This is a genomic window from Paenibacillus sp. Soil750 (assembly GCF_001428045.1).
Lineage (GTDB): Bacteria > Bacillota > Bacilli > Paenibacillales > NBRC-103111 > Paenibacillus_E > Paenibacillus_E allorhizoplanae.
The window spans coordinates 283927-307803 of the sequence record NZ_LMSD01000041.1 but is presented as its reverse complement, the minus strand read 5'-3'; the positions used below and the strand labels follow the sequence as shown (position 1 = coordinate 307803).

At 45.7% G+C, this 23877-nt stretch carries 17 protein-coding genes; 3 read left to right on the top strand and 14 right to left on the bottom strand.

The window, feature by feature from the left end; genetic code table 11:
• Positions 1 to 73 precede the first annotated feature (73 nt).
• From ASL11_RS30810 to ASL11_RS30790, 5 genes are all read right to left on the bottom strand, one after another.
• Positions 74 to 2980 (bottom strand): glycoside hydrolase family 66 protein, encoded by a 2907-nt coding sequence (locus ASL11_RS30810; RefSeq protein ID WP_056623460.1) that lies wholly within the window; start codon positions 2978 to 2980, stop codon positions 74 to 76.
• A 257-nt stretch (positions 2981 to 3237) separates the two neighbouring features.
• Positions 3238 to 4950 carry a glycoside hydrolase family 66 protein gene (locus tag ASL11_RS30805; RefSeq protein ID WP_056623457.1) on the bottom strand — a complete coding sequence of 571 codons (1713 nt, stop codon included), beginning with the start codon at positions 4948 to 4950 and terminating at the stop codon, positions 3238 to 3240.
• Positions 4951 to 4955: 5 nt separating this feature from the next.
• Positions 4956 to 5780 (bottom strand): carbohydrate ABC transporter permease, encoded by an 825-nt coding sequence (locus tag ASL11_RS30800; protein WP_056623454.1) that lies wholly within the window; start codon positions 5778 to 5780, stop codon positions 4956 to 4958.
• A 10-nt stretch (positions 5781 to 5790) separates the two neighbouring features.
• Entirely contained in the window at positions 5791 to 6672 is an 882-nt protein-coding gene (locus ASL11_RS30795) for a carbohydrate ABC transporter permease (RefSeq protein WP_056623451.1), read from the bottom strand.
• Between the two features lie 89 nt (positions 6673 to 6761).
• Complete coding sequence (locus ASL11_RS30790) at positions 6762 to 8105, bottom strand: ABC transporter substrate-binding protein (protein ID WP_056623448.1); 1344 nt, start codon at positions 8103 to 8105, stop codon at positions 6762 to 6764.
• A 181-nt stretch (positions 8106 to 8286) separates the two neighbouring features.
• Here ASL11_RS30790 and ASL11_RS30785 point away from each other — a divergent pair, with 181 nt between their 5' ends.
• The 3 genes from ASL11_RS30785 to ASL11_RS30775 all read left to right on the top strand — a co-directional run bounded on the left by ASL11_RS30785 (position 8287) and on the right by ASL11_RS30775 (position 13411).
• Positions 8287 to 10101, top strand: a complete 1815-nt coding sequence (locus ASL11_RS30785) for a cache domain-containing sensor histidine kinase (protein WP_056623445.1) — start codon at positions 8287 to 8289, stop codon at positions 10099 to 10101.
• Positions 10094 to 11710 (top strand): response regulator, encoded by a 1617-nt coding sequence (locus ASL11_RS30780; RefSeq protein WP_056623442.1) that lies wholly within the window; start codon positions 10094 to 10096, stop codon positions 11708 to 11710. Before ASL11_RS30785 ends, ASL11_RS30780 begins: the two co-directional genes overlap by 8 nt.
• Before the next feature lie 222 nt (positions 11711 to 11932).
• Positions 11933 to 13411, top strand: a complete 1479-nt coding sequence (locus ASL11_RS30775; RefSeq protein ID WP_056623439.1) for an oligosaccharide flippase family protein — start codon at positions 11933 to 11935, stop codon at positions 13409 to 13411.
• 74 nt (positions 13412 to 13485) lie between these two features.
• Here the strand turns inward: ASL11_RS30775 and ASL11_RS30770 are convergent, their stop codons facing one another.
• The 9 genes from ASL11_RS30770 to ASL11_RS30730 form a co-directional block, all read right to left on the bottom strand.
• Entirely contained in the window at positions 13486 to 14265 is a 780-nt protein-coding gene (locus tag ASL11_RS30770) for an ATP-binding cassette domain-containing protein (RefSeq protein WP_056623436.1), read from the bottom strand.
• Positions 14266 to 14280: 15 nt separating this feature from the next.
• Positions 14281 to 15063: an aliphatic sulfonate ABC transporter permease SsuC gene (gene ssuC, locus ASL11_RS30765; RefSeq protein ID WP_056623433.1), complete on the bottom strand. Its 783-nt coding sequence runs from the start codon at positions 15061 to 15063 to the stop codon at positions 14281 to 14283.
• Positions 15032 to 16216, bottom strand: coding sequence for an FMNH2-dependent alkanesulfonate monooxygenase (ssuD, locus tag ASL11_RS30760; RefSeq protein WP_056623430.1), 1185 nt, complete (start codon positions 16214 to 16216; stop codon positions 15032 to 15034). The genes ssuC and ssuD overlap by 32 nt, the downstream gene beginning before the upstream one ends.
• A gap of 38 nt (positions 16217 to 16254) precedes the next feature.
• Positions 16255 to 17259: a sulfonate ABC transporter substrate-binding protein gene (locus ASL11_RS30755; RefSeq protein ID WP_056623427.1), complete on the bottom strand. Its 1005-nt coding sequence runs from the start codon at positions 17257 to 17259 to the stop codon at positions 16255 to 16257.
• Between the two features lie 677 nt (positions 17260 to 17936).
• On the bottom strand, positions 17937 to 19424 hold the full coding sequence (locus ASL11_RS30750; protein WP_056623424.1) for a protein adenylyltransferase SelO: 1488 nt from the start codon (positions 19422 to 19424) through the stop codon (positions 17937 to 17939).
• 108 nt (positions 19425 to 19532) lie between these two features.
• Entirely contained in the window at positions 19533 to 20012 is a 480-nt protein-coding gene (locus ASL11_RS30745; RefSeq protein WP_056623421.1) for a DinB family protein, read from the bottom strand.
• 17 nt (positions 20013 to 20029) lie between these two features.
• Positions 20030 to 20896 carry a sugar phosphate isomerase/epimerase family protein gene (locus ASL11_RS30740; RefSeq protein ID WP_235550630.1) on the bottom strand — a complete coding sequence of 289 codons (867 nt, stop codon included), beginning with the start codon at positions 20894 to 20896 and terminating at the stop codon, positions 20030 to 20032.
• Positions 20897 to 20901: 5 nt separating this feature from the next.
• Positions 20902 to 22188 carry a hypothetical protein gene (locus ASL11_RS30735; protein ID WP_056623418.1) on the bottom strand — a complete coding sequence of 429 codons (1287 nt, stop codon included), beginning with the start codon at positions 22186 to 22188 and terminating at the stop codon, positions 20902 to 20904.
• A gap of 222 nt (positions 22189 to 22410) precedes the next feature.
• Positions 22411 to 23877, bottom strand: a complete 1467-nt coding sequence (locus ASL11_RS30730; RefSeq protein ID WP_056623416.1) for a response regulator transcription factor — start codon at positions 23875 to 23877, stop codon at positions 22411 to 22413.

The following is a 23877-nucleotide window of genomic DNA, read 5'->3' as shown; positions in this document are numbered from 1 at the left end:
TCTTGCTATTTGGCGACAAAACCTTCCTCTAAACGCGGTCGCACATCTTTGAATGGCCTCGATAGAGGTTTTCTCAATTGATGGTTATATTGTAGTTCGTACCCTCCCAGCGGTCTGTGCTGTACTCCGCCACGCCATTAGCATTATCATCCCAAAGGAAAGTCGCATTTACCGTAGTGCCTGTCGTAAAGGGGCCAACTGAAATCTCATAGTCCAAATTGCCGTTGGTAGAACCATTAGATACAAATGCGGTATCTACGACATTTGTCCAGTTGTTTACACCCCAATGAACCCAGCCCGGTGCACCTACCCGGTACGTGATCCTATACCCTGCTGGAACAGTGGTAATCTGGCGATCAAATTGCCAAATATACGTTTTATCCAAATCCAGATGATCCAGATTTATCGCTCCGGCATTCGTACTGTTGTACCATAACACGATGCTATGGTGACCCGGCTTCAAATGTGCGGTCATTTCACCATATCCCCAGGTCCCCCATCCTCCGGTTGACTTTAGTTGAACGGTTCCCGCAAATTTGCCGTCGACATAGACATCCCTAGTTGCGTTAGTACCACCGTTGGCGTAGCGGAATCTGAGTACATAATCATCATCTGTTGCTGAATTAACGATAAAAGATACGCCGTCGCCGGAATTCGCAAATTGATCGACAAAGCCAGTTCCTGTGTAGCCAGCATAGTTGGTATTCGTTGCAACGTTGGATTTAATCGCTGTCTCGGCTTCATAGATATCATTGGTTGGCACACTAAATGTTCTTTTCATATAAATCATGTCCCAATACTTCAGGGAAGGAACGGTGAAGGAAACATATTTACCATTGGTATCAGAACTGCTGGTGAAGGTTAGTTCTTGGGTTGTTCCATTTGAAATATCTGGAGATGCTAGGTAAACATTAGAGATCGTTTCGTCATTGCCAATATACACCTTTGTGGCTAAATTCGACATGTTCGTTGGAGCATTAGCCGCATTTCTCCACTTCGTATCGTTATTCGTTAAGTTAATTAGATGCACAATATCATAGTTGGTGCTGCGCTTATTTAATTGCCATATCGTGCCTGAAGCTGCGTCCCCGCTTACGGTTTGACCCGTGATGCTTGCGAACTGAGTGCCAGAATCGTTATTGACTACATCGGTATCAAACAATAAGTTTTCATAGCCTGTGATAAAATTATAGTGATCCTTCATGCCTTCCTTCAGTGTACTTCTCATTTGCTTGCTGAAGTTGGGAAAGTAAGGATGTCCTAGCATCTGATCGGCCTCACCCATCTCAATGTGGAAAGCCCCACTGGCTGCAATCGCTGCATTCGTCAAACGAACGGAATTTTCCTCGAACGTACCAAGAGTCAAGCTATCCAGGTTAATGAAGCCAGTGCTAGCCGTATCTTTTTTCAGGCGAATTGTATGGGAGCCTGCACTCAGCTGAACTACACTGTAGGCGTCAAATGCCCATGTGTTCCAATCGGCTTGATCCAGGAATTCAATCTCCCTGTTGAGCACACCATCCACATATACGTTTCTCGTGGATTTGGCACCCGTATCATTCGCATAGCGGAACACTAAAGCATATTTGCCTGTTTCCGGTGCAGAAATTGCGAAATCCACATAGTCACCATTATCTCCAAAGCCATCCACAAATCCAGTTCCTGTATACCCAGTATGATTGGTGTTAGCTGCCACACCATTTAACGTAGCAGATTCGGCTTCATACTTTGTACCTAGATTCTCCTCATAGTTCATGTAAGCCGCAAGGACAAACGCTTTGCCACCATTATTTTGGCGAGCGTAATTGACATAATCCTTCAGTTCAATGTAATCATCCGAACCTTCCCAGATTTCACTGTAATCAAAATCAGTTTGAGCATTCTTGGTGACATCGGGGGCTGCCCAGCCATCAACAGCACCATTCACTACATTGAAGGTTACTACTTTATTGGACAACGAATTTGCATTCAGATTGCTTCTTAAATTGTTGACGAATCCAGCGAACGTGTTATCAAGATCAATGGTTGACCCATTATACGCGTAGGGGTCACTTCTTTGACCCATTTGATCTAGATGAATGCCGTCAAATCCTGCTGTGTTCAAAATATCTCTATACTGTCCGTAAATATGGTTCTGCCAGCTCGTGCTTGCCGGATTGAACAACCATAAGTTGGTATTTGGATTGTTATCCACGAAATCAAAAACCAACTGATTGGCATGAGCAGCATCATAGAACATTCCCCATTGATTGCTAACGCCAGAGATGGTGGAATAATCTTGAAGCGCCGCATAAGTCATCGTATAGGGCATAGCTGCGGCATTATAATTATGCATGGAGGAGATCAGATTCTGAATCGTTGGCCATCCAATGGTCAACTTTCCGCTCCAATCCGTCCAGGAACTGTCAATAACGCCTGATGTTCGTTTGATCATATTCTCATGCCGCCACATCCAGTCGTACAATTGGAACGATACGGTATGGTAATCCTGCATCGTCTTCTTTACACGAGCATCGGTTGTACTGCTTGATTCACCAACCGGAAATTCGCTCATAAATCCATAACGCGGATACTTTATCCAATCATTGGACACATCAATGGCTGTAGCACCTGTCCCAGCAGACCCACCAGCAGTAATTTTTACGAAGTAGCCGATATGATTTGTTGATGGCGGGGTCCATGTGAAGTTCACCGTTGTAGAACTTCCATTCGCGAGAGTTACTGCTGTTGATGTCGTATACTTTTGGGTTTCACCTTGGTAAATCGTTATCGTAATATTGTTACTATAGGAAGTTCCTGTATCATTCGTCAGTTCTGCCGAGACTGTTACCGTATTTCCCGTGTTGTACCGTGCTTTGTCCGTATATACTCGCTTTACGATTCCGCTGGTTGCGGCATTAGCTACAACGACTAAGAGCATCCCAATTGCAAGGCTGATCACAGCTAACACGACTGCTTTTCTATAGATCGTTGACAACATTCATGAATTCCTCCTTTAAGATTTACACAATTGTTGACTACCATTGGCTGCTAGTTTCAAGAACAGTATGCCTGCTCACCTCCTTTTTCAAGACAGAAAAACCCCTAATCGATACACTGAGAAAAATGGACATTTTTCCGTTCGATTAAGGGTTGCTAGTCTTTCGTAAATTGAAGTGGTAGCTATGTTACAGCTTCATTGTAAACCCATCTGATTGCATTAGAAACACCTTAAAATTGCTATTAAGGTACGTATTTTTATTGTACAAGCTCAATAACCACTAAAGTCCAAATATCAAGATGAGGGATTGTCAAGACGAGTGTTTTGCCGCGATCCCTATCCTCTATCTCGTAATGTGCTTGCTGTGGCCTCCCCATCTCGTCATCCGGAGTCGAAATAAAGACCGATTTCACATCCGATTCCAGCAAAATAGTTAATGATAAATCATTCTGCGGAGTTGGTTTTTCCTTCCCCGTATTCCAATAATCGTCTGATACACCACAAAGGTTAATCAGGTTCACCACTTTCAGTCCCGGCTTTTCTTTAATTAGTGTCCAAACCTTGTTCGCTTCACCGTAAGTACTGTATGAAACCTTCTCGAAAACATATTCAAGATTATCACCATCCACATGTGTCATCGAAACGTCCCTTAACGCTGGGTCAAACAGGACAGTAGCATACCTGATGATGAAATCGTAATACAATCGAATATCTCGGAAGAAGGAATCAGACAACTTAGAGTAATCCACATAATAGCCTTGGGTTAGCACACCTTTATTCTCGCCTAACAGCAAATGGTAACCACCGCTAGCCGAGATCACTGCCGTTAGAATCAGTGCAGCATGGTTTGCTCGGTCTATGGATGCATCACCTGTCTCCATGAAGGGCTTTAAATAAGCGGCTAATATCACCGGCTTCCCCTCACCGTATTGCTGCGCCCAGCGTAAGATTTGAACGATATGATGATACCGCTCATAAGGTTTCCAAACCTCAATATAAATAACATCCTGTTCAGCAAGCGCAACCGTGTTAACCGGCCAATTACCCACATTATTAAAAATCAAGCATAAGTCATCTATACTTCGCTGCAGCGTCATCCGAGTGTTATTGATCAGTACTGGAAAGTGCTCATCCAGCCTCACAATCTTATCCTGATTAGCTAACTTGGATATGGCTATTTTCGGAGAACCATAAGTATCCATGTGTATACCGTCAAAGGGCAGCTCCTCAATTGTTCGCTTATACTGCTCAATGATATGGCGATGCCACGGTGATTCTTCTGCTATATTCATTAAGTAAAAAATGTGAATAAAGTCGAGCACCTTGCCGTTGCTGCCATAAAGAGCCCAATCGGGGTGCTGCTCATAAAATTCTCGACTTGCCGCATACACAGCGCCATAAGCAATGGCCTTCATGCCAAAGCTGTGACACAGGTCAATCTTCTCTTGAATCACCTTTCGGCTGGACACCTTCCCCATTAAATCGGAGTAGACTTCTACTTCGGCTACAAGATCATCATGACGATACATCCAATCATAGAACTGTACGAGGTTGATGTGCAGCTTAGCCATCTGCGCGACATCTTCGCTGTCACCAGCCTCTTTCGGGTGAAAATCACTTAGGAATCCGTACCTTGGCGATTTTCTCCAGTTCGTAACCACATCGAATGAAGTAGAACTTACCTGGAGCCATTCCTCATCTAGATACAAGTAAATATCAACGCCATAGCCTTTAAAATCAACATCCTTAGGACTAATCATCAACTGGACGGTTTGCTGTCCTGGATCTGATCTGCCAATCTTGTGACGATAGACTTCAATTTGTTGGTTCAAATCATAAACTTTTGCTTCCAATTCAACCTGACCGTTATCCATTGCAAAGGGGAGATCTAACTCCACGGCAATGGTGATCGGTTGATTTCGCAGGAACTGTGCTTTTACCGGATAAACATCATGGATATATGGCTTCACTCATCTCATCCCTTCAGTGCACCTGCCGTGATGCCTTTAATAAAATATTTCTGGAAAATAAGAAATGCAAGTACAGCCGGAGCAAGTCCGATCACCGCTGCGGCTGCCATTAAGTTCCACTGTGCGCCATATTTTTGAAAAAAAATGGAGATGGCTAGGGGGACGGTATGCATCGTCTGACTTTGCAGGAAAAAGACGGCCTGACCGTAATTGTTCCAAATCCCAAGTCCCGATAGTATGACAACAGCAGCGGTCACGGGCTTAACGAAATGAAAGGTAATGCGCCAAAACGCAGTAAAATAGGTGCATCCATCCATAATCGCAGACTCCTCAACCTCTCTGGGAAGCTGCTTAATAAAGCTAGCATAGAGAAAGACAGATAGTGGCAGTGCAGTGGCTGCAGTAAGAAGAATCATCGCCCAATGCGTATTAATGCCGCCAATCGATTTCATCAAGGTGTATAGGGGAACCGTAATAATAATTGCGGGAATCATCATACACAGCAGGAGAAGCTGAAATACAATCCGATTAAATCGGCTGTTAAAACGGGCAATGGAATAGCCTGCTGCACTTGCGAACAATACGATAATAGCCACAGATCCTACAGTTATGATCAGTGAATTTACAATAGCATTGCCAATTTTGGAGATTTTCCAAGCGTTCACATAGTTAACAAAATGAAAATCCGGCAGCAGAATATTGCCATCAAAGAAGCTGCTGGATGGCGTGTTCAGAGATAAATATAACAATGCGTAGAATGGAATGAGGGATAAGAGTACCATGAGCGTTACGACGACATATCTGCCAAGCCTAAGGGTTTTGTTTCGCATCGCCTTCTCCTCACATCTCAATCTCTCTGGATTTCGTTAAACGCATAAAGATGATGACAGGAATCACAATGATCACAAATAATAGTAACGCCACTGCCGTTGAATACCCTGTGAAACTGCCATATAGCATGCGCAAAATATATATACTTAAAGATTCCGTACTGTAACCTGGCCCTCCGTCTGTTAATGCGACAATGATTTCGAATACGCTCAAGGAACCTATAATATTCGTAACGACATTAATTTGGATGGCTGGATATAACAATGGAATGGTGATAGAACGTAAGGTGGCAAAGTAGCCAGCTCCATCGATTTTGCTGGATTCATATAACTCTGCCGGTATGGATTGAAGCCCTGCCAGATAAATAATCATCGTCATACCTACAAACTGCCAAACGTTGACCATCACAAGTACTTTCATAGCAGACGAACTATCACCAAGCCAATTCGTGTTCATAAATCCTAGATTCATATTGTCCAAAATATGATAGAGGAAGCCTCTCCCCGGCTGTAAAATGAAATACCAGACATATCCCATAATTAATGGACTGATAACTGCTGGTAAATATACGATGGCCCTAACTACGCCCTTCCCCTTAAAATTCCGATCTAAGATAAGTGCATACGCGAGTCCGAAAATATTAAGCAGCGGCGCGCTTCCGAGTGCAAAAAAAAGGGTATTGTACAGATCATGCTTGGCTCGATCATCATGAAAGAAATCGACGAAATTTTGCAGCCCGACAAATTTGGCTTGGGACACCCCGTTCCAATTCGTTAAGCTAATTCCTATTCCCTGTGTGAGTGGGTATATGAAGAACAACGCGAATAAAAGGATAGCAGGTACAGCCATAAATTTGTGCAGATTGGTATTAATGGCGCGCAAGAGATACATAGCGATCCTCTCCTAAACCCGAATGTATGAACGATTATGAGAAAGGGAAGAGATCCGTGATCCTTCCCTTCTCGCGAGTTCATTCTATTTTACTTGGAAGCTTTCCATCCTTTATCCCATGTTTCTTTGTACGTCTTGGCGAAATCAGCTGGTGTTTTGTATTTGCCGGCAATCAATTCTTGCACCATGCGGCCTACATCATCACCCGAGAAGCCGGAAGGTGTATCTGTGAAGGCAATGTTCACACCTGTTTTTAATGCTTGCGTTGCTTGATCTTGGAGCGGGCCCCAATCAGCTTTCACATCGGTGAAGGCGGAAGGTGATTTAATCGCTTCGCTGTATAACTTTAAATTTTCCGCTTTGAAGAGGAAATCAAGGAATTTCTTAGCCTCTTCCGGATGCTTGGATGCAGAAGTGATCGCATACTTGGAATCCTCGGCGGATAATACGACTGGCTTACCTCCATCTTGTAAAGCTGGGAATGGGCTGAAGCCAATATTTTTAGCAAAATCCGGATTGATCTTGAGCAGATCGCCCAGTACCCACATGCCTTGGCTGAACATAGCTGCTTTTCCGGCAACAAAATCCTCTTTTTCATTATCATAGGTAGCTGTCAATGCATCCGCATTGATCAACCCTTCATTTTTAAGCTCCATGATTCGAGCAGCAAAGGTCTCCATACTGCCGCCTGGGGCATCAAACGCAAGTTTTGCCCCATCGTTGTTAATGAACGCTTTGCGTGATTCATAAACACCATACTGCTGCTTGATGATGCCATGAGCCATAAATTCGATCAAATGTCCCATAGACCATGCTTCTTTACCAGGCAAGAACATTGGCACGACGCCTTTTTTCTTCTCTTTGATTGTTTTCAGGTTTGTTTTGAAGTCCGCCCATGTGAGTGCTTCCTTTAATCCTAATTCAGAGAAGATTTGCTTGTTATAAAATATACCGCCCATCGTGACTGTTGCTGCTGCTGAGAACTGCTTGCCTGTTTTAATATCCGTATTCAAATCCTTGACAGCCGGCAGAACTCTCGACCAGAAGGCAGCGTTCGATAGGTCGAGGTATTTTCCTTGATCAATATAATCTTGACTAACGACCGTAGTGATATCAGGTACATCACCGGAAGCGAACTTGATCTTGATCACATTGCTGGCATCCTTCTGATATTCCTGCTCTACTTTGATACCTGGATTCTCGGTTTGAAACTTAGCGATCATTTGATTAACCAAATCTACCGTTTCCACTTTACCTGTCAAAAACTTTAGTGTGACGACTTCTTTCGGTTTCTCTGTTGGCTTTTCTGTTGCTTTGGCCGATTCGCTGCTAGTGGCTGTTGTTGGCTTTACCTCTTCCTTAGTTCCGCATCCTGCTGCAATACCCAAAATAACTGAAAAACACATGACCATGGATAGCGCTCTGTTTAACACGTTGTTTCCTCCCTTTTGTCTCACATAAGAAAACTTTGTAAACAGTTCCTTCTATTTCATCTTACTTTCAATCCAATCATTCGTTAAGACCTCAATTTTCTTGATTGGAGTGCGGTTTTTTTAGAAGTGCTGATGTTACCGAACCTGATGTGATATATTGGGCATAGAGGGAGGTAATGGAATGAAACAATGGAGCATTAAGTTCAAGCTGCTAATCATGACTGGACTATTAATTTTATTATCCGTGATCCTAGTTTCCTTCGTCTCTTATCATCAGTACACCAAAGACTTCGAGAATCAGTCCACCGAAAGGGTTCAGCAAATAATTGAGCAAGCCTCTCTGAACATCGACAATTATCTCGACGACTTATCGCGTTTATCAGTCGCGCCCTACCGAAATTCGGCCGTGATGGCTGCACTTGAAACTACTCACCCCGATTCAGAGATCGAACAACTCAAGAAGACTCGTACGATTGAAGATTTTCTGGATGAGATTATGATCATTCCAAGAAATGATATTCTTACTGTTTTTGTACTAACGGATACGGCATACTCGAGCGGCAGGGTGCAGACCAACATCGATTCAAAGGTCGATTTCCACAACTTCAATTGGTATACGGAAGCGCTTTCAACACAAGAGTCTATCTTCGTCCCCGCGCATATGCAGCAAATTATTAAGAACCCGAAGAATAAGGTCTTCTCGATCGTACGTCAGCTTCGCAGCACCAAGGATACGGAGAAAATTATCGGCATTATTAAGGTGGATGCCAATTACAGCGGTATTGAAGCCATTGGCAATAAAGTGAACATGGGCAGCAAAGGCGGGCTCTTCATTGTGGATGCAGATCAGAATCTTATATTTTCCAATGTCAAAGGCGGTCATGAGCTGGACCTCTATCAAACCATGCTGAAAACCAGCCATTCTAAGACGACGATCCGTTTGGATAATGAGAACTATCTGCTTAATGCGACTCCCATTTCACGAGCTAACTGGACCGTTGTTGCCGTAAACTCCGTTGCCGAACTCAATCACAATGCCGTCAAAACAAGAAATATCGCATTCTTAATGGCGATTATTAGTTCCTTTCTCGCTATTCTTGTCTATTTCTTCTTCATCAAAAGATATCTCAATCCGTTGCTAACTATCGTTAAGCTAATGAAAGAGATTGATCATGGCAATTTATCGGTCACCTTCCCGAACAACAGGCATGATGAAATTGGCTACCTGGGGTCTTCCTTTAATGAAATGGTTCACCGCATTCAAGAGATGCTCGAAGAGAACACAAAACTTGTCAGAGAAGTGTATGAGGCAAATTTCCTGCAAAAGGAAGCCCAAATCAAGGCCTTGTTCAACCAGATTAGACCGCATTTTATTTTCAACACACTCAATATGATCAGTCTTCTAATGCAGAGCGGCAAAGAGGAGCAAGCCGTAGACCAAATTAATAAGCTTAGTTCCCTCCTAAGGGGTATGACAAACTGGGATAAAGAAATCACGCTTGGGCAGGAAATCAGCTTACTCGAAGCTTACCTCAGCATTCAAAGCAGTAGATTTGGCGGAAGACTGGAATACACAATTACCATTGCTAATTCGCTGACCAGTTATTATATTCCTGCGCTCCTCCTACAGCCTGCCGTTGAGAATGCCGTTATTCATGGGTGTGAGATGAAGAAAGAGAAAACGATTATACACATATATAGTGATGAAGATGACACTAATCTCTATTTCTATGTTCGCGATAATGGAATAGGGATAGATACCGATAAGCTGGCAAAACTCCGGGAACGTGTGGAATCGTTGGTTTATAACGAAGATCTCCACGGTTTACATCATAGTGCTGGTACGGGAATCGGTCTTGTCAATGTGAATAAGCGGATCAAGCTGAGGTATGGGACGGAGTATGGACTTACGATTGATAGTACGCCAGAAGTAGGCACATGTGTCACTATCAGTTTACCCAAATTAGACGTCAGAAAGGAGAATCGGCATGTATAAAATGCTCGTGGTCGACGATGAGTCACTTACTAGAGATTACCTGAAGCTAACTATTCCGCAGATCAATCCTGGGTGGGAGGTCGCGCATGTCGCCTCAGATGGCAAGGAAGCTCTTGAGATTCTTGATCAGCATGCTGTAGATTTAATCTTCACCGATATTAAAATGCCTGTCATGGACGGCCTCACTTTATGTAAAATCGTTTCAAAAATGTCTCCTCGCCCAAGAACGGTCATCCTATCAGGCCATGATGAGTTTACTTTTGCTAAAGAGGCCATAACCTATGGTGTGAATGAATATTTGCTGAAGCCTATTGTTAAGGAAGAGCTGCGCATCGTCCTCGAACGTATTACACAAGATTTGGATAAAGAGAAAAGTCAGCTGCTGACCCAACAATCCATGCAAATTCTCTCTGAGGATTCCAAAAACCATGTGGTCAAAAATTTCTTGAAAGCCGTTATCGTAGACAGCAATGCGGAAATTAAAGTACTTTACCCACTTCTCTTCCGTCTAAAGGTGAGCTTAATCGAGACAGAAGGTAATCTAATGATCCTCTCATTGGATGAAGATATGATTCTTAGGAAATCTATTCCATATGCCGATATTCCTGTATTTAAATATATTTTACAACAGATTACAACTGAAATTGTGGAAGAAGGACGGGTATTCTACGATTCGGAGGAAAATACAATTGTACTTGTAACCGGAGATTGTCAAGATGACCTAATTAAACAATGCAGAGCCATCCATGCTAAAGTAGCTGACGCGATCTATAGGAGTACGGGTATTACGATCTCCGGTGCTATTGGTAATTGTGTCAACGATGTGCTTCGATTGAACTCCTCCTACCGCAAAGCGCGCAAGATGCTAATGAGCCGTCTGCTGAGTGGCGGTAACTCCTGCTTCGCCTTCAGCGATGAGAGTAAGGATATGCCTTCCATTCTAGAATTGGATAAAACGATGATGGCTATTCAATCCGGTTTACTCGATAGAAATGAAACGAACTACATGGTTTCCGTTCGGAATTATGCCGAGCTTATGGGCAGTTATCAGCTTCCCGTTGTTTACCGATATGGCGTTCATTTAATTAGGAACATAGCGGCAATGAACCCGAACTTTACGGATGAAGGCATACAAGCAGCGCAGACGATCCTTAGGAAGTTGGAAAGCCCCACTTTACAGGCACCGTCAAAAGAAGAAGTGCTGCTTAACTTCTATGAAATTCTCAAATCCTTCATCCTACATGCCACGCCAAAGCTCGATAACGAGAACGAGCATGACCTTGTAGCCAGAGCTAAGGAATACATTTATTCGCACTACTCGGAGCCTATCTCTCTCGCTATTATTGCAGATACAATAGGCGTTTCCGCTAGTTATTTGAGCAATATTTTTCATAAAAGCGTGAATGAATCTTATATTAAATTTTTAACCAGAGTGCGAATGGAGCAAGCCGCCAAGCTACTGAGAGCAAGACCCGCAGAGAAGATTATTGATGTCTCAGACAAAGTAGGGTACGTGAGTGTTAAACATTTCTCCCATGTATTCAAGCAGCACTTCTACATGCCCCCTGGAGAGTATCAGGAAAAACAAGCTGCCGCGTTAAAAGGATGAGAAAAGCCGTCAGGGAAGATCTTCCTGGCGGCATATTTTAGGTTTAACATCCTAGGGGATTTGCAATCCCCGTATTACTCTTTCAACCATTCGAAGCAACATATAATCTCCGAATACCTTCATTTATCTCCGTTTATCTGCCATTCCTTCGGTTGTCAACCTGGTAGGGGTCTGCTACTCTTTGGATAACAAGACCTATTAACGGGAAAAGGGGCTATCCCCATGCTGAATCGGAATGTCATGTTAACGGATACGCAGCGATTTTTGCTTCGAAATGTGTCTATCATTGTGCTCGGTCTCTTCATTAACCAAATGCTCCAAACCGTGGGAAGCATCGTTCTAGCTCGTGTATTGGACGATCCTACCAAATTCGGACAAGTGAATCTCTTGTTGCAAATTTTCGGTATGGCCTCCTTGTTTCTCAATGTCGGATTCAACTCCTCCTTAATTTACACCTTTTCTAGGAAACCGATTGAGGCGGTACAAACCAATTTTCGCGTCGCTTTTTTCGGGAGCTCTCTATTCGGGGTTATCTTCGGAATCGTACTCGCGCTACTCGCACCAATCCTAGCGAATTATTATCAGCTACCTGAGCTAAGAGGAGCCTTGATCCTCAGCTCAATCATGTTTGTATTCAACTCTATCATCAATATTGGCGTCGCTTCTTTCTCAGGGAACCGCGATTTCGGTGTTCAGGCCTTTTTCATGGTCATTACAACAACACTTGCCACTTCAGGTACGGTTGTCGGCGTTTTATTACCCATTGGCTCGTTGAACCTTCTTGAAAATATTTCGGTGTGGATGAGCGTGGGAGCGATCCTAACAGCTCTTTTTATTGGCTGGAAAGTTGAACGTGTGCATACTCCAAAATGGTTCGGTGGTATCCCTTTCCAAGAGGTTCGAAGCATGATGGCATACGGCCTGCCTTCCTGGGCGGGTAATATCGCAAAAGCATTCCAACAGCCTTTTCTGGTCATGATGGTTGGTTCCAGTTCGGTTATCGCCGTTGGTTATTTATCGAACGGATTCCGTATAACAGGCTTCATCGGCATCATTACATGGGCGTTCATGATTGTCACCTTCCCATTCGTGGCCGAAAGTGCACAGGATTTGAAAGAAAGCAAGCATCGTGGGACGAGCTGTGTCCGGTATAACAATATTTTTCTGTATCCGCTGACAGCACTCATTTGTTTATATCCCGACCAGATCAACGGATTTCTATTCGGGGAGAGCTTCACATCAGGGGATTCTGCAGCTTATATTCGGCTGATGGCTTTAGGCGTCTTATTCTCCTCCGTAGGTCGACTAGGTGGCAGCATTCTAGCGGGAATTGGCAAAACAAAGGCTAACTTCTGGGTCATGATTGTCGCTGGGATTTTCGTCATTGCCATTGTCCCTTTCATTGCAGCTAAAAGTCCCGTCTTGGCTGTTTGCATTTATACAGGGGGATGGGCTGTCTCCGCACTTGCGATGATTGGATTTTTCTACTACGAAAAGTTCCCGCTTGACTGGTGGAAGGCTTTCGGACAGCCTCTGCTGCCTACGATCGGGATGATGGCTATCATGGAAGCTGGCTCATTTGCGAGAAGTTGGTATCCCATTTTCATCGTCGCTGGACTCATTGGTTTACTCCTATTAACGATCATGATTGAAAAACGCCCCCATACAGGGACTGATGTTCATACGCCAGCAGCCCAATAGTTATATAGGGGTACATGCAGAAAAGCACTTCAAAGGCAGCCATACCGCCTTGGAGTGCTTTTTGTATGCTAATACTAAATTGAATACGCATATTTATTATTTGCTGTAATATCCCCTAGAGCAGGATTCTGCTCTTTCACCAATATGCGATCCAGAATCAATTGTTCAAAATAAGCGAACCCGCTGTCCCGCACGCGAGGGCGTGGGAGCGTGATTTTTACATCGAGGGCGATCTGCCCTTCTTCGATCAAAATAACACGATCCGCAAGCTGAACGGCTTCCGACACATCATGCGTCACGAGCAGCGCCGTAAACTTCTGCTGATACCACAGCCGCTCAATGAGCTGCTGCATCTCAATGCGAGTCAACGCATCGAGCGCGCCGAGCGGCTCATCCAACAGCAGCAGGCGAGGCTGCCCGGCCAGAGCACGGGCCAGTGCAACGCGTTGACGTTGCCCCCCGGACAGAACCCCCGGCCATTCATTCGTTCTGTCCGCAAGCCCCACTTGCGCAAGAACCTCTTCGGCTCTAGCGCGCGAGCCATCTTTCACCCCAACCTGAACATTCGCGAGCACGCGATTCCATGGAAGCAGGCGCGCATCCTGAAACAACACACGTGTTTCGGAATGGATGCCTTTGAGCGTCTGGCCATCGACCTCGATTTGGCCGCTCGAGGGCTTATCCAGCCCGGCGATTAAGCGCAGCAGTGTGCTTTTGCCGCAGCCGCTTCGCCCGACAATCGCGATAAATTCGCCAGGTGCTACGTCCAGCTCTACACCTTGCAGCACTTGCTTTTGGCCAAAAACCTTCGCAGCCTGCTTCACTTGCAATCGAATGCCAGTACCTTCAGCCATCGTGCCCACTCTCCTTCATGGTTTCAAGAAATTAGGATGCCATTGCAGCCATGCGTGTTCCAGAAGCTTCGCTATATAGTCTGATATTTTGCCTAGTAGGGCATAGACGATAATACTCAGAATAACAACATCCATTTGCAAAAATTCTCGAGCATTCATCGCCATGTAGCCAATCCCAGAAGAGGACGAAATCGTTTCGGCTACGATTAAAGTTATCCACATAATACCTAGTGAGAAACGAACCCCGACCAAAATCGAGGGCAACGCACCGGGAATAATGATTTTGCGGAAGAGATGAAAATGGCGAAGCCCGTAAACACGCCCCATCTCGATCAAACCTGGATCGACAGATCGAATACCGTGGAAGGTATTCAAATAAATCGGGAAGAACACGCCTAACGCGACTAAGAAGAGCTTGCCTTCTTCACCGATACCAAACCAGAGGATGACCAACGGAATCATCGCTAGATGAGGAATATTCCGCAGCATTTGTACGGATGTGTCGGTCACCTTTTCAAGAATAGGAAAGAGTCCATTAATTAAGCCTAAGGCAAAACCGATACTGCCACCAATCGCAAAGCCGATGAATGCTCGTTTGGAGCTGGCACCGATATACGTAAATAAGGTACCTTTCTCTGCCAAATGGACACCAGCCGCGAATACGGCTGAAGGTGTAGATAGAATTCGGGTGGAAATGACCCCAAATTGCCCCAATAGCTGCCATAAAACAATAAGTACAATCGGAAGCGCCCAAGGGAGCAACTGTTTAGCCAGAGACTTTGACAGGTTGGTTGTCATCGGACCGAACCCCCTTTGCAGGCTTCGGCAACTCGGTGTTGGCGATGAGTTCTCCAAACGGACTTACGTAATTCGCAGATTCAGAAGAACGCTTCTTTTGCGTTTTCAAAGGCAAATGCGGGAACAGCAGCTCCGCTGTCCGATAAGCCTCCTCCAAGTGCGGGTAGCCTGAGAAAATGAACGTCTCAATGCCTAGGTCCGCATACTCTTTCATTCGTGCCGCAACCGTCTCCGGATCACCAACTAGGGCTGTCCCTGCACCTCCACGCACAAGCCCGATGCCTGCCCACAGATTTGGACTAATTTCTAATTTGGTCCGATCGCCCTTGTGCAGCTCTGCCATACGGCGTTGGCCCACAGAGTCCATGGTTGCGAATATTTTCTGCGCAGAAGCAATGGTCTCATCGTCCAGATGTGAGATGAGGCGATTAGCATCAGCCCAAGCTTCCTCTGAAGTTTCACGTACGATGACATGCAATCGAATACCAAACTTCACCGTGCGGCCGCGCATGGCTGCAGCTTCGCGAACTGTCTTAATTTTCTCAGCGACTTGAGCTGGCGGCTCTCCCCACGTTAAGTACACATCGACATGATCTGCTGCTACTTCAATCCCAGCTGGTGAGGAACCACCGAAATAGATCGGCGGGTACGGTGCTTGGATTGGTGGATAAACAATCTTCCCGCCTTTGACTTTCAAATGTTCACCTGTGAAATCGACTTGCTCACCAGCCAGCTCTTTGCGCCAAATGTGCAAGAATTCGTCAGTCAAATTGTATCGAGCATCATGCTCCAGGAAGAGTCCCTCCGCTTCAAGCTCCTTCGCATCGCCGCCTGTGACGACGTTGATCAATAAGCGACCATCCGATAAACGATCGAAGGTGGAAGCCATTCTGGCCGAAAGGGTCGGCGACATCAAGCCCGGTCTGACTGCGACTAGAAACTTCAGCCGCTCTGTCACGGGAATTAAGGAAGATGCAACGACCCATGCATCCTCACAAGATCTGCCCGTCGGCAACAGTACGCCACCATAGCCTAGTTGATCAGCCGCTTGCGCAATCTGCTTCATGTAGCCATAATCAACTGCGCGTGCCCCTTTCGTTGTTCCAATGTATCTGCTGTCTCCGTGTGTCGGAATGAACCAGAATACTTCCATCTTCATCGTCTCCCTTATCCTTTATAAGTAGCTCGAACCTATTTCGTAGCTGGCAATACGGCGTCTTTGACTTTAATTTCTTTCGGAATCAGGCCTAGTTTGAAAAAGGTATCAGCGATTTTCTGTTGTTCATTGATCAAAGCATCATCAATGGGTTGAATCCCGTATGTTCTACGTTTTGCCGCGCGTTCCAGGGAAGGTACATCAATTCCCAACTGCGGGGACAACGTTTCGGCAAGCTCTTTCGGATGATCTTTGGACCAGGTATCTACTTTGGCTAATTGATCTAGTACAATCTTGACGGTCTCCTTATTGTTTTCAGCGTAGTTGCGAGTAGCTAGATAAAACTCGTGATTGGCAACGGTGTCTTTGCCGTCAGCCAAGATCTTCGCTTTAGCCGAAGTTTCTGCTGCTGAGAAGAAGGGATCCCATATGACCCAAGCATCGACGCTGCCTTTCTCAAACGCTGCTCTCGCATCTGCCGGAGGAAGGAAAACCACTTGAATATCTTCATATTTCAAACCAGCTTTTTCGAGCTGCTTCACTAACAGGTAATGCACGTTGGAACCTTTATTCAAGGCAACTTTCTTGCCTTTCAGCTCAGCAACCGATTTAATCTCGGATTTCTCCGGGATGAGAATCGCTTCACTAGCTGGGCTTGCCGGTTCATGCCCTAAGTAAACGAGCGGTGTCCCTGCAGCCTGTGCAAAAATCGGCGGCGCTTCACCGGTATGCCCCACGTCAATACTGCCAACATTCATCGCTTCTAACAATTGAGGACCACCTGGGAACTCCGTCCATTGAATGGTGATGCCTTTTTCTTTTAATGCTTTATCTAGCTCCCCGTTCGCTTTCAGGAAGTTCACTGTGCCGTATTTCTGATAGCCGATGCGTAATGTCGTGCTTTTCTCTGATTTTGTTGTAGCCGCAGGCGCCTTCGTGTCAGCTGCACCTGCTGTCGACTTGGAAGCCGCTCCGCAACCGCTCAACACCGTAACTAGCAAAGTGGATAAAACGAAACTCATGATTAGATTTTTTTTCATGATAAAGCCCCCTTATTTCTTATATGGTTTTCTTTACAGCGCGCACCGATTGGATACAAAAAAGAGACACAGCTCTCCCCATTCATGGAAGTTTCGCTTGTGTCTCCGGTGGTCCGGTCGATACATAATTATTCTGATAAGATTACTTGGTTTTAATTTATCAGCATTCTTGGTGTTCGTCAATAGTTTTATTAGAAATAAAATTGTTGGCGTGAGCGTGAGCGGCTGGCGGTGGGCGATTGGCGGTGAGCCGTGATCGGTGGGCGGTGGGCGGTGGGCGGTTGACTTATCACGAAATGCATTTGTCGTATCAACAATACACATCCTATGTAACCCATAAAGCCAAACTTCTTGTTTTAATGGCCAACTTAAAAATTAGATGGAAAACCTACAGTTAAATTTTGCGAATTCCTTGGGTTTCGGCGATTAGATGGAAAATGTCCAGCTATTCTAAGAGTTATTTAAGGAATCGGGCTAGAAGCAGAATATTAACTGTAGAAAATACAGCTAGTTCAATAAATAGGCGGATTTCAGCTTAATTAGATGGAGGAAATCCAGTTAATCATCCCACTGAAGGCCATCCAGCTGCCTGAACCCCTGCAACAATGGAATAAGCACGAAAAAGCCAACCACCACAATCGGCAGTTGACTTTGAACATAGCGCGTTGGCCCGGATATCAAGTCCCACAAAACGTTTGATACGCACAAGCCGAAGGTTCCGGAAGCGCAGCATACTCCTCCTGCTCAGGTGCGTGTGCGAAGGGGTTCGCGAGCACAGCAAGCAGTCGCTCCATCATGCTATAATCACCATGTTCGACCGCAGCTTCTAGCGCTTCTTCTACCCGATGGTTGCGCGGAATAACGGCAGGATTGCTGCTGCGCATCAATTGCTGTGAGGCCGTTTGGTCTTCCTGTTGTCTGCCTAGTCTTGCCTGCCACTGCTCCTGCCAAGGGGCAAATTCCGTCGTGCCGAACAGGACTGATTCTTTTATTTTATCAAACGTCAATGCTAAGAAAGTATTCGTATAATCCGCACTTGTCTTCTCCATTATGCTTAGCAAACCTTCGATCAATGAAAGGTCTTCCTGCTCTTCATTAAAGATCCCTAGCTTCGCTCTCATTCCCGTGAGCCACGCTTGTTGATATGTCGTGGAAAATTCCGACAGCGCACCCTCGGCTAGCTTGATTGCTTGCTCCTCGTCAGCATGCAGCAGCGGCAATAGGGTTTCTGCAAATCTAGCGAGATTCCACACCGCAATACGCGGTTGATTGCCATAGGCGTAACGGCCATGCGTGTCGATGGAGCTGAACACCGTGGCTGGGTCATAGGCATCCATGAAAGCACAAGGACCATAATCAATCGTTTCTCCGCTGATCGCCATATTATCGGTATTCATCACGCCGTGAATAAAGCTAACGAGCTGCCATTTCGTAATGAGCTTAGCCTGACGTTTAATCACTTCCTGAAGGAACTGAAGGTAGCGTTGCTCACTTCCATTCTCATATGCATCAACTTCAGGGTAATGTCTCTGTATGGTGTAATCCGCAAGTGCCTGAATATCCTCAATAGTGCCATATTGAGCAGCATATTGAAAAGTACCAACCCGAATATGACTTGCCGCTATGCGTGTCAGAACAGCACCAGGTAGCTCGGTTTCACGGTAAATAACATCACCCGTTGTTACAACCGCTAAGCTTCGCGTCGTAGGAATACCAAGTCCGACCATCGCTTCGCTAATGACATATTCACGCAACATCGGTCCAAGGGCTGCGCGGCCATCGCCTCGACGGGAGTAGGGTGTTCTGCCTGAACCCTTCAGCTGAACATCCACCCGCTCCCCTTGGGGAGTGATCTGTTCACCTAGCAGGATTGCGCGGCCATCTCCCAGCATATTGAAATGTCCGAATTGGTGTGCCGCATAAGCTTGCGCAAGCGGCATCGAACCTTCGGCAATATGGTTGCCTGCGAGCGTAGCAACACCTTCTTCACTTCGCAATGCCGAAGCATTCAGCCCCAGCGCTTCTGCCAATGGCTCATTCAGAACGATCAACTTCGGTGCGCGTCCAGGGGTAGGGTTCACCTTAGTAAAGAAGGTTTGCGGCAAATGAGCATAGCTGTTATCAAAGTTCCAGCCTGTATCTTGTTTGGCAATGTGATCTGTCATCGTATCTCCTCTTTCTTGCTCCAACATGCTACTTTCCCAATTATATCATAGTCGACAAAAAAACCTCTTCATAAGCATAATCGAAGAGGTTTTCCTTATTGTTAGTTTCTATTTCTGATGCTGCGTTGCAAATCGTTTTAATATGGATATCGTATTAAAATGCATGCCCTCGTGATATAACGTGAAGTTTAGGAATTCTCCAATTGTATTTAGGAGTAGACCGCTGCCTGTTGTGAATGGCTTAGCCACGCTTTCATCTAAGCGATCCTGTAAGATACTCTGAATCCGTTTGGGTTGCTCAGCAAGCAACGCAAGTAATTCTTCAAGCGAAGGGAGTTCCTCGTTCCAATCTGCTGGTTTGGTGCCTTTTGCAAATAATCGATCAAAGTTCTCAGGTAGGTGTAAAGGCTCGCCAGCAAAATGAAAAGCAAACTTTTCTTGAACCGTGTAAATGTGCCCCAAATTCCATCGGATGTTATTATTAAATCCTTCAGGTATGTGGTCTATTGTGTTTTCCGATAGCCCTGCAACCGCTTTGATGGTTGTTTTGCGAATAAAATCCAGTTGCTTGAGAGTGATTTGCTCCATAAGATATCCTCGCTTTTTTACTCTACTGTAGCACGTTTCCAGCAATCTTGCGCCACATTTTTCAAAATCAAGGCTTGCTCCCACCGACTGGAGAGCTCTCGACTATCTTGCCCCCTGATCGCATAAGGTGCAGGACCAAGCTCGCAGACGAAAGGAAGCACATCACCAGGCTTAGCCCCTTGAAGCCAATAGCGCATCGCTTGTGTCCACCATTGCTCATAACGCGCCAGCATCGCATCCGAATAGCCAACATCGACTTGAATTTGCTCCCCCGATGATATACGACTATGAATCGCTGACGTTCGTTGCAGCACCCTATCAAGAAGAGGCTCCGCCTTTTCTTGCTTCTCCGTCATTTCCCCTGCCAGCACATAGTGGGAGATATCCAGCGTAAACCGCAGATTCGGCAGCGCTTGCGCGTATTGCACAGTACGGATTAGGTCTTGTGTAATTTTGCCGCGATGCGTCTCTACACAAAATGGCATGCTATGCGCAGCCGAGACAGCGGCGAGTCCACCTAGCAGATCAATGGCCTCTTCGCCAATCACAAAAGAGTCCGCCACCTGACCATTCACATACAGCATATCCATATCTGCGGCATGCTGAATATGTGCCGATAAGTCACCCGCGCTGAATGGGAAACAATGTGAGCCAAAGCTCAAACTGAATTGTTTCAGCAACCGTTTCCACTCATCTCTAGTATCTATCTCCGGCACTCTCGCCAAGATGCCAGTAAAGCCTGCGCCTGCAATACGCTCAATCTTCGCCTCAAGCGAAAGCTCAGCTTCTAACTCCATCATGGCCCACATGGATTGATGAATTTCGAGCCGTGGAGGGCGATTAGAGCCATCATTGATCCTGGTTATATCGAATTTTCCCATCATTCGTATTAATAGCCTCCTAGGCTACCCGCCGGTTTATTTTTATTCAGATCACCATGCGCCTCCATGTACACGGCACGTTTCTTCACAGTTCGCTCCGCTTCTTCCTGTGCCGCACGCGCATCGCCGCCATGAACATCTTCAATCATCCAACGCTGTCCAAAGCCTGCATGCACAACCTCATCTGCCCAGTCAAAATCTTGAAACGTCGTCATAAGCGGATCCTTCGCGATATCGCGGCAGAACTCCCATTCCTCGCGCTTGCCTGGTGGATACTTCATTGCTGCCTTCTCAATGGCAATCGTCAAATGCGAATAGGCTTCAGTGCCCTCGAATAGCTGTGCTGTCATATCGTACCACCCCGTCCAGTTGGGGAATTGATACACATCGTACCCCTTCGCACGAAGCGCTGCCTCGCCGAACCAGCTGTGGCGAACCTCATCCCACATATGCCTAGCGGTATCGCGATAAAAATGCCATGGCTTGCCCTCTGTTGTGAAATGGACATAAGCCACGCCTTCTGCTGGAGACATCTCGAAATACCTCGACAGCATCATCGTCAAGAATCGACCCTCCTCATTGTCAGGGATGGCAAACCCTTGCATTTTCACAACTTGTGACTGAAAACGACTGTCCCGCGTACTAATTTGCGGCATAGCAAATGGCTCGGTGGTGATCCGAACAGATGAATCCACAGGAACACGCTCTTCCCATCCTGTTATTCCGCCAGCAGCTGTAAGCAGTTGTTCCACATACATTCTCCAATGCTGCGCTTGTTCCTTCTCCGTGTCCGATGCGGATTGCAGCAGATATTGAAGCGCCTCGCGCCCCCAGTCCATTTGCTCCTCACGGTCAATGAGCTGATGCTTCATGATATGAAGCGTAGGTTCATCAACGAGAGGCTGTGCTTTACCTTTATAGGCATGAATAGCCGCAATTTGGGCAGGCTTCACCACGTCAAAGAGTGCCGTCAACAAACACAACGTTGTTGCTGAATCCAGTACCGTTTGCATGAGCTCATTGAGCGATGAGTCTGGACATTTATCGAATGCTACTGTGCTCATGCGCAGCTGCTTAATTCGATTGCGGAATTGATCGTGATGCTCCGCGTCCTGATAGCTTAAGCGAGCAAGTGCTCCTTTTATTTCATATTCAGGTCTAGCCGCCATATGAGCGGCCTCAATTCGCATAAGTTGGCGATCGACATAAGCAATTCGTTGTAAGGTTTTGGCTGATTCCTCTACGGACATGCCGATACGTTCCCAATCCTTGATTCCCATGAATGGATGCAGCATAAGTACCCCTCCAGTATTTTTGCACTATAATATGAACTCATGAACTTATCATAGTGGTATTTACTATAAGAATACATACATTGAATCACATATAAATTTGCACTAAAATACATAACCTTGAGGATTACATTTCCTCATCAGGCCCGGTTGCGGCATACCCTCCTATAGTATAAAGCGCTTTCATAATCGTTTGGAGAACAAGCTGTGAGCTGTATTAACACCTCATAACTGTTCATTCACGTCCGGCAGTTTCTTCAGTTCATTCTTTTGGCTTTCACGGAATTCCGATGGGGTTACACCTGTGCGTTTCTTGAACTGCTTCAGGAAATAGTTGAGATGAACAAATCCTGTTTGCTCGCAGATGTCGGCAACACGCAATTCAGTCGTAGCCAAGTAAAAGCAAGCCCGCTCAATGCGAATACGCTGCACATATTGGATAAATTGCTCGCCTGTTTTTTTCTTGAACAAGCCGCTTAAATACTGTTCTCCCATGTTAACGTATTTCGCCATGCCTTTGAGCGTAAGCTCCTTATCATAGTTGTTATTCACGTATTCAATAATTTTGATGATCTCCGGATGATCCGAAATGGTCGGCTTCACTCGGTGATCGGAATACAATCGGATACGCTGTAACAGATGTTCTAAAGCTTGCTGATGACTTGCTGCTTCGGCCCAGACAGCCTTTCCGGCAGGCGGTTGATTAGATAACCGAGCCAACGACTTATCCAACCGATCGGCGGTTTCCTTGACAATAGCAGGTGCCGTTTGTTGATCTTTGAAATCATTCCACGCGATTTCTAGCGATTTCTCGCACTCCCCCCATTGCATGGCTTCGAATAGCTGAAGAATATAACGCTCTTGTTTCCAGGAAAAGCTCTCAACTCGCAATCCGCTCGCCTTATGCAACGTGGAATCCAGACCATACCAAGTTAGGCCGATCTGCTGGAGTGCCGCTACCCATCCATCTCTCCATGCAGCGGAAGTTAGCCATGCCGTAGAAATTGGTTCCATAGCTAAAGGATTTAAAGGAATACCAGACTCATCCGACCACACAAAGACGGTCACAATCCCCCAATCGACGAATCGATGCACAAGTAATTTCTCATGGTAGTCCGCGTTGAACAAGCTGATTATCTGATCTTTCTCTAGAGCAGCATCATTTGCCAAACTGACGAATAAGCGAACATGTGTAGGTAGTGGGTATGCCCCTCCTTCAGCCTCGCTTGACTCTAGCTCCTCCTTGCCATGAAGGGTTCTCCAAGCTTTCAAATACAAGTTAAACATAGGCGCTTTCGTACGTTGTTCGCGCTTCTTGATTAAACTTTGCTTGATTTTCAGGAGAATTGCCTTCAACTCTTCCGTGTCCATAGAGGCCTTGAGAAGATACCCCACGGCTCCGTACTGGAGTGCCAATCTTGCATATTCAAACTCATTCACGCAGGTAAGCATGATAAACTCCACCTCGTGCCCATTCTCCTTAGCCAATTGGAGCAACTCAATGCCATTCATGACGGGCATCATGATATCAGACAGGACTACATCCACCGAATGTGTTTGCATGAATTCCCAGGCTTCATTGCCATCCTCCGCCTCAGCCACGACTCTGAAGCCCAGTGACTCCCAATCAATGGCTTGGCGAATGGAGCGACGCACGAAAGGTTCATCTTCCAGAAGCAGTAGATTCCACAT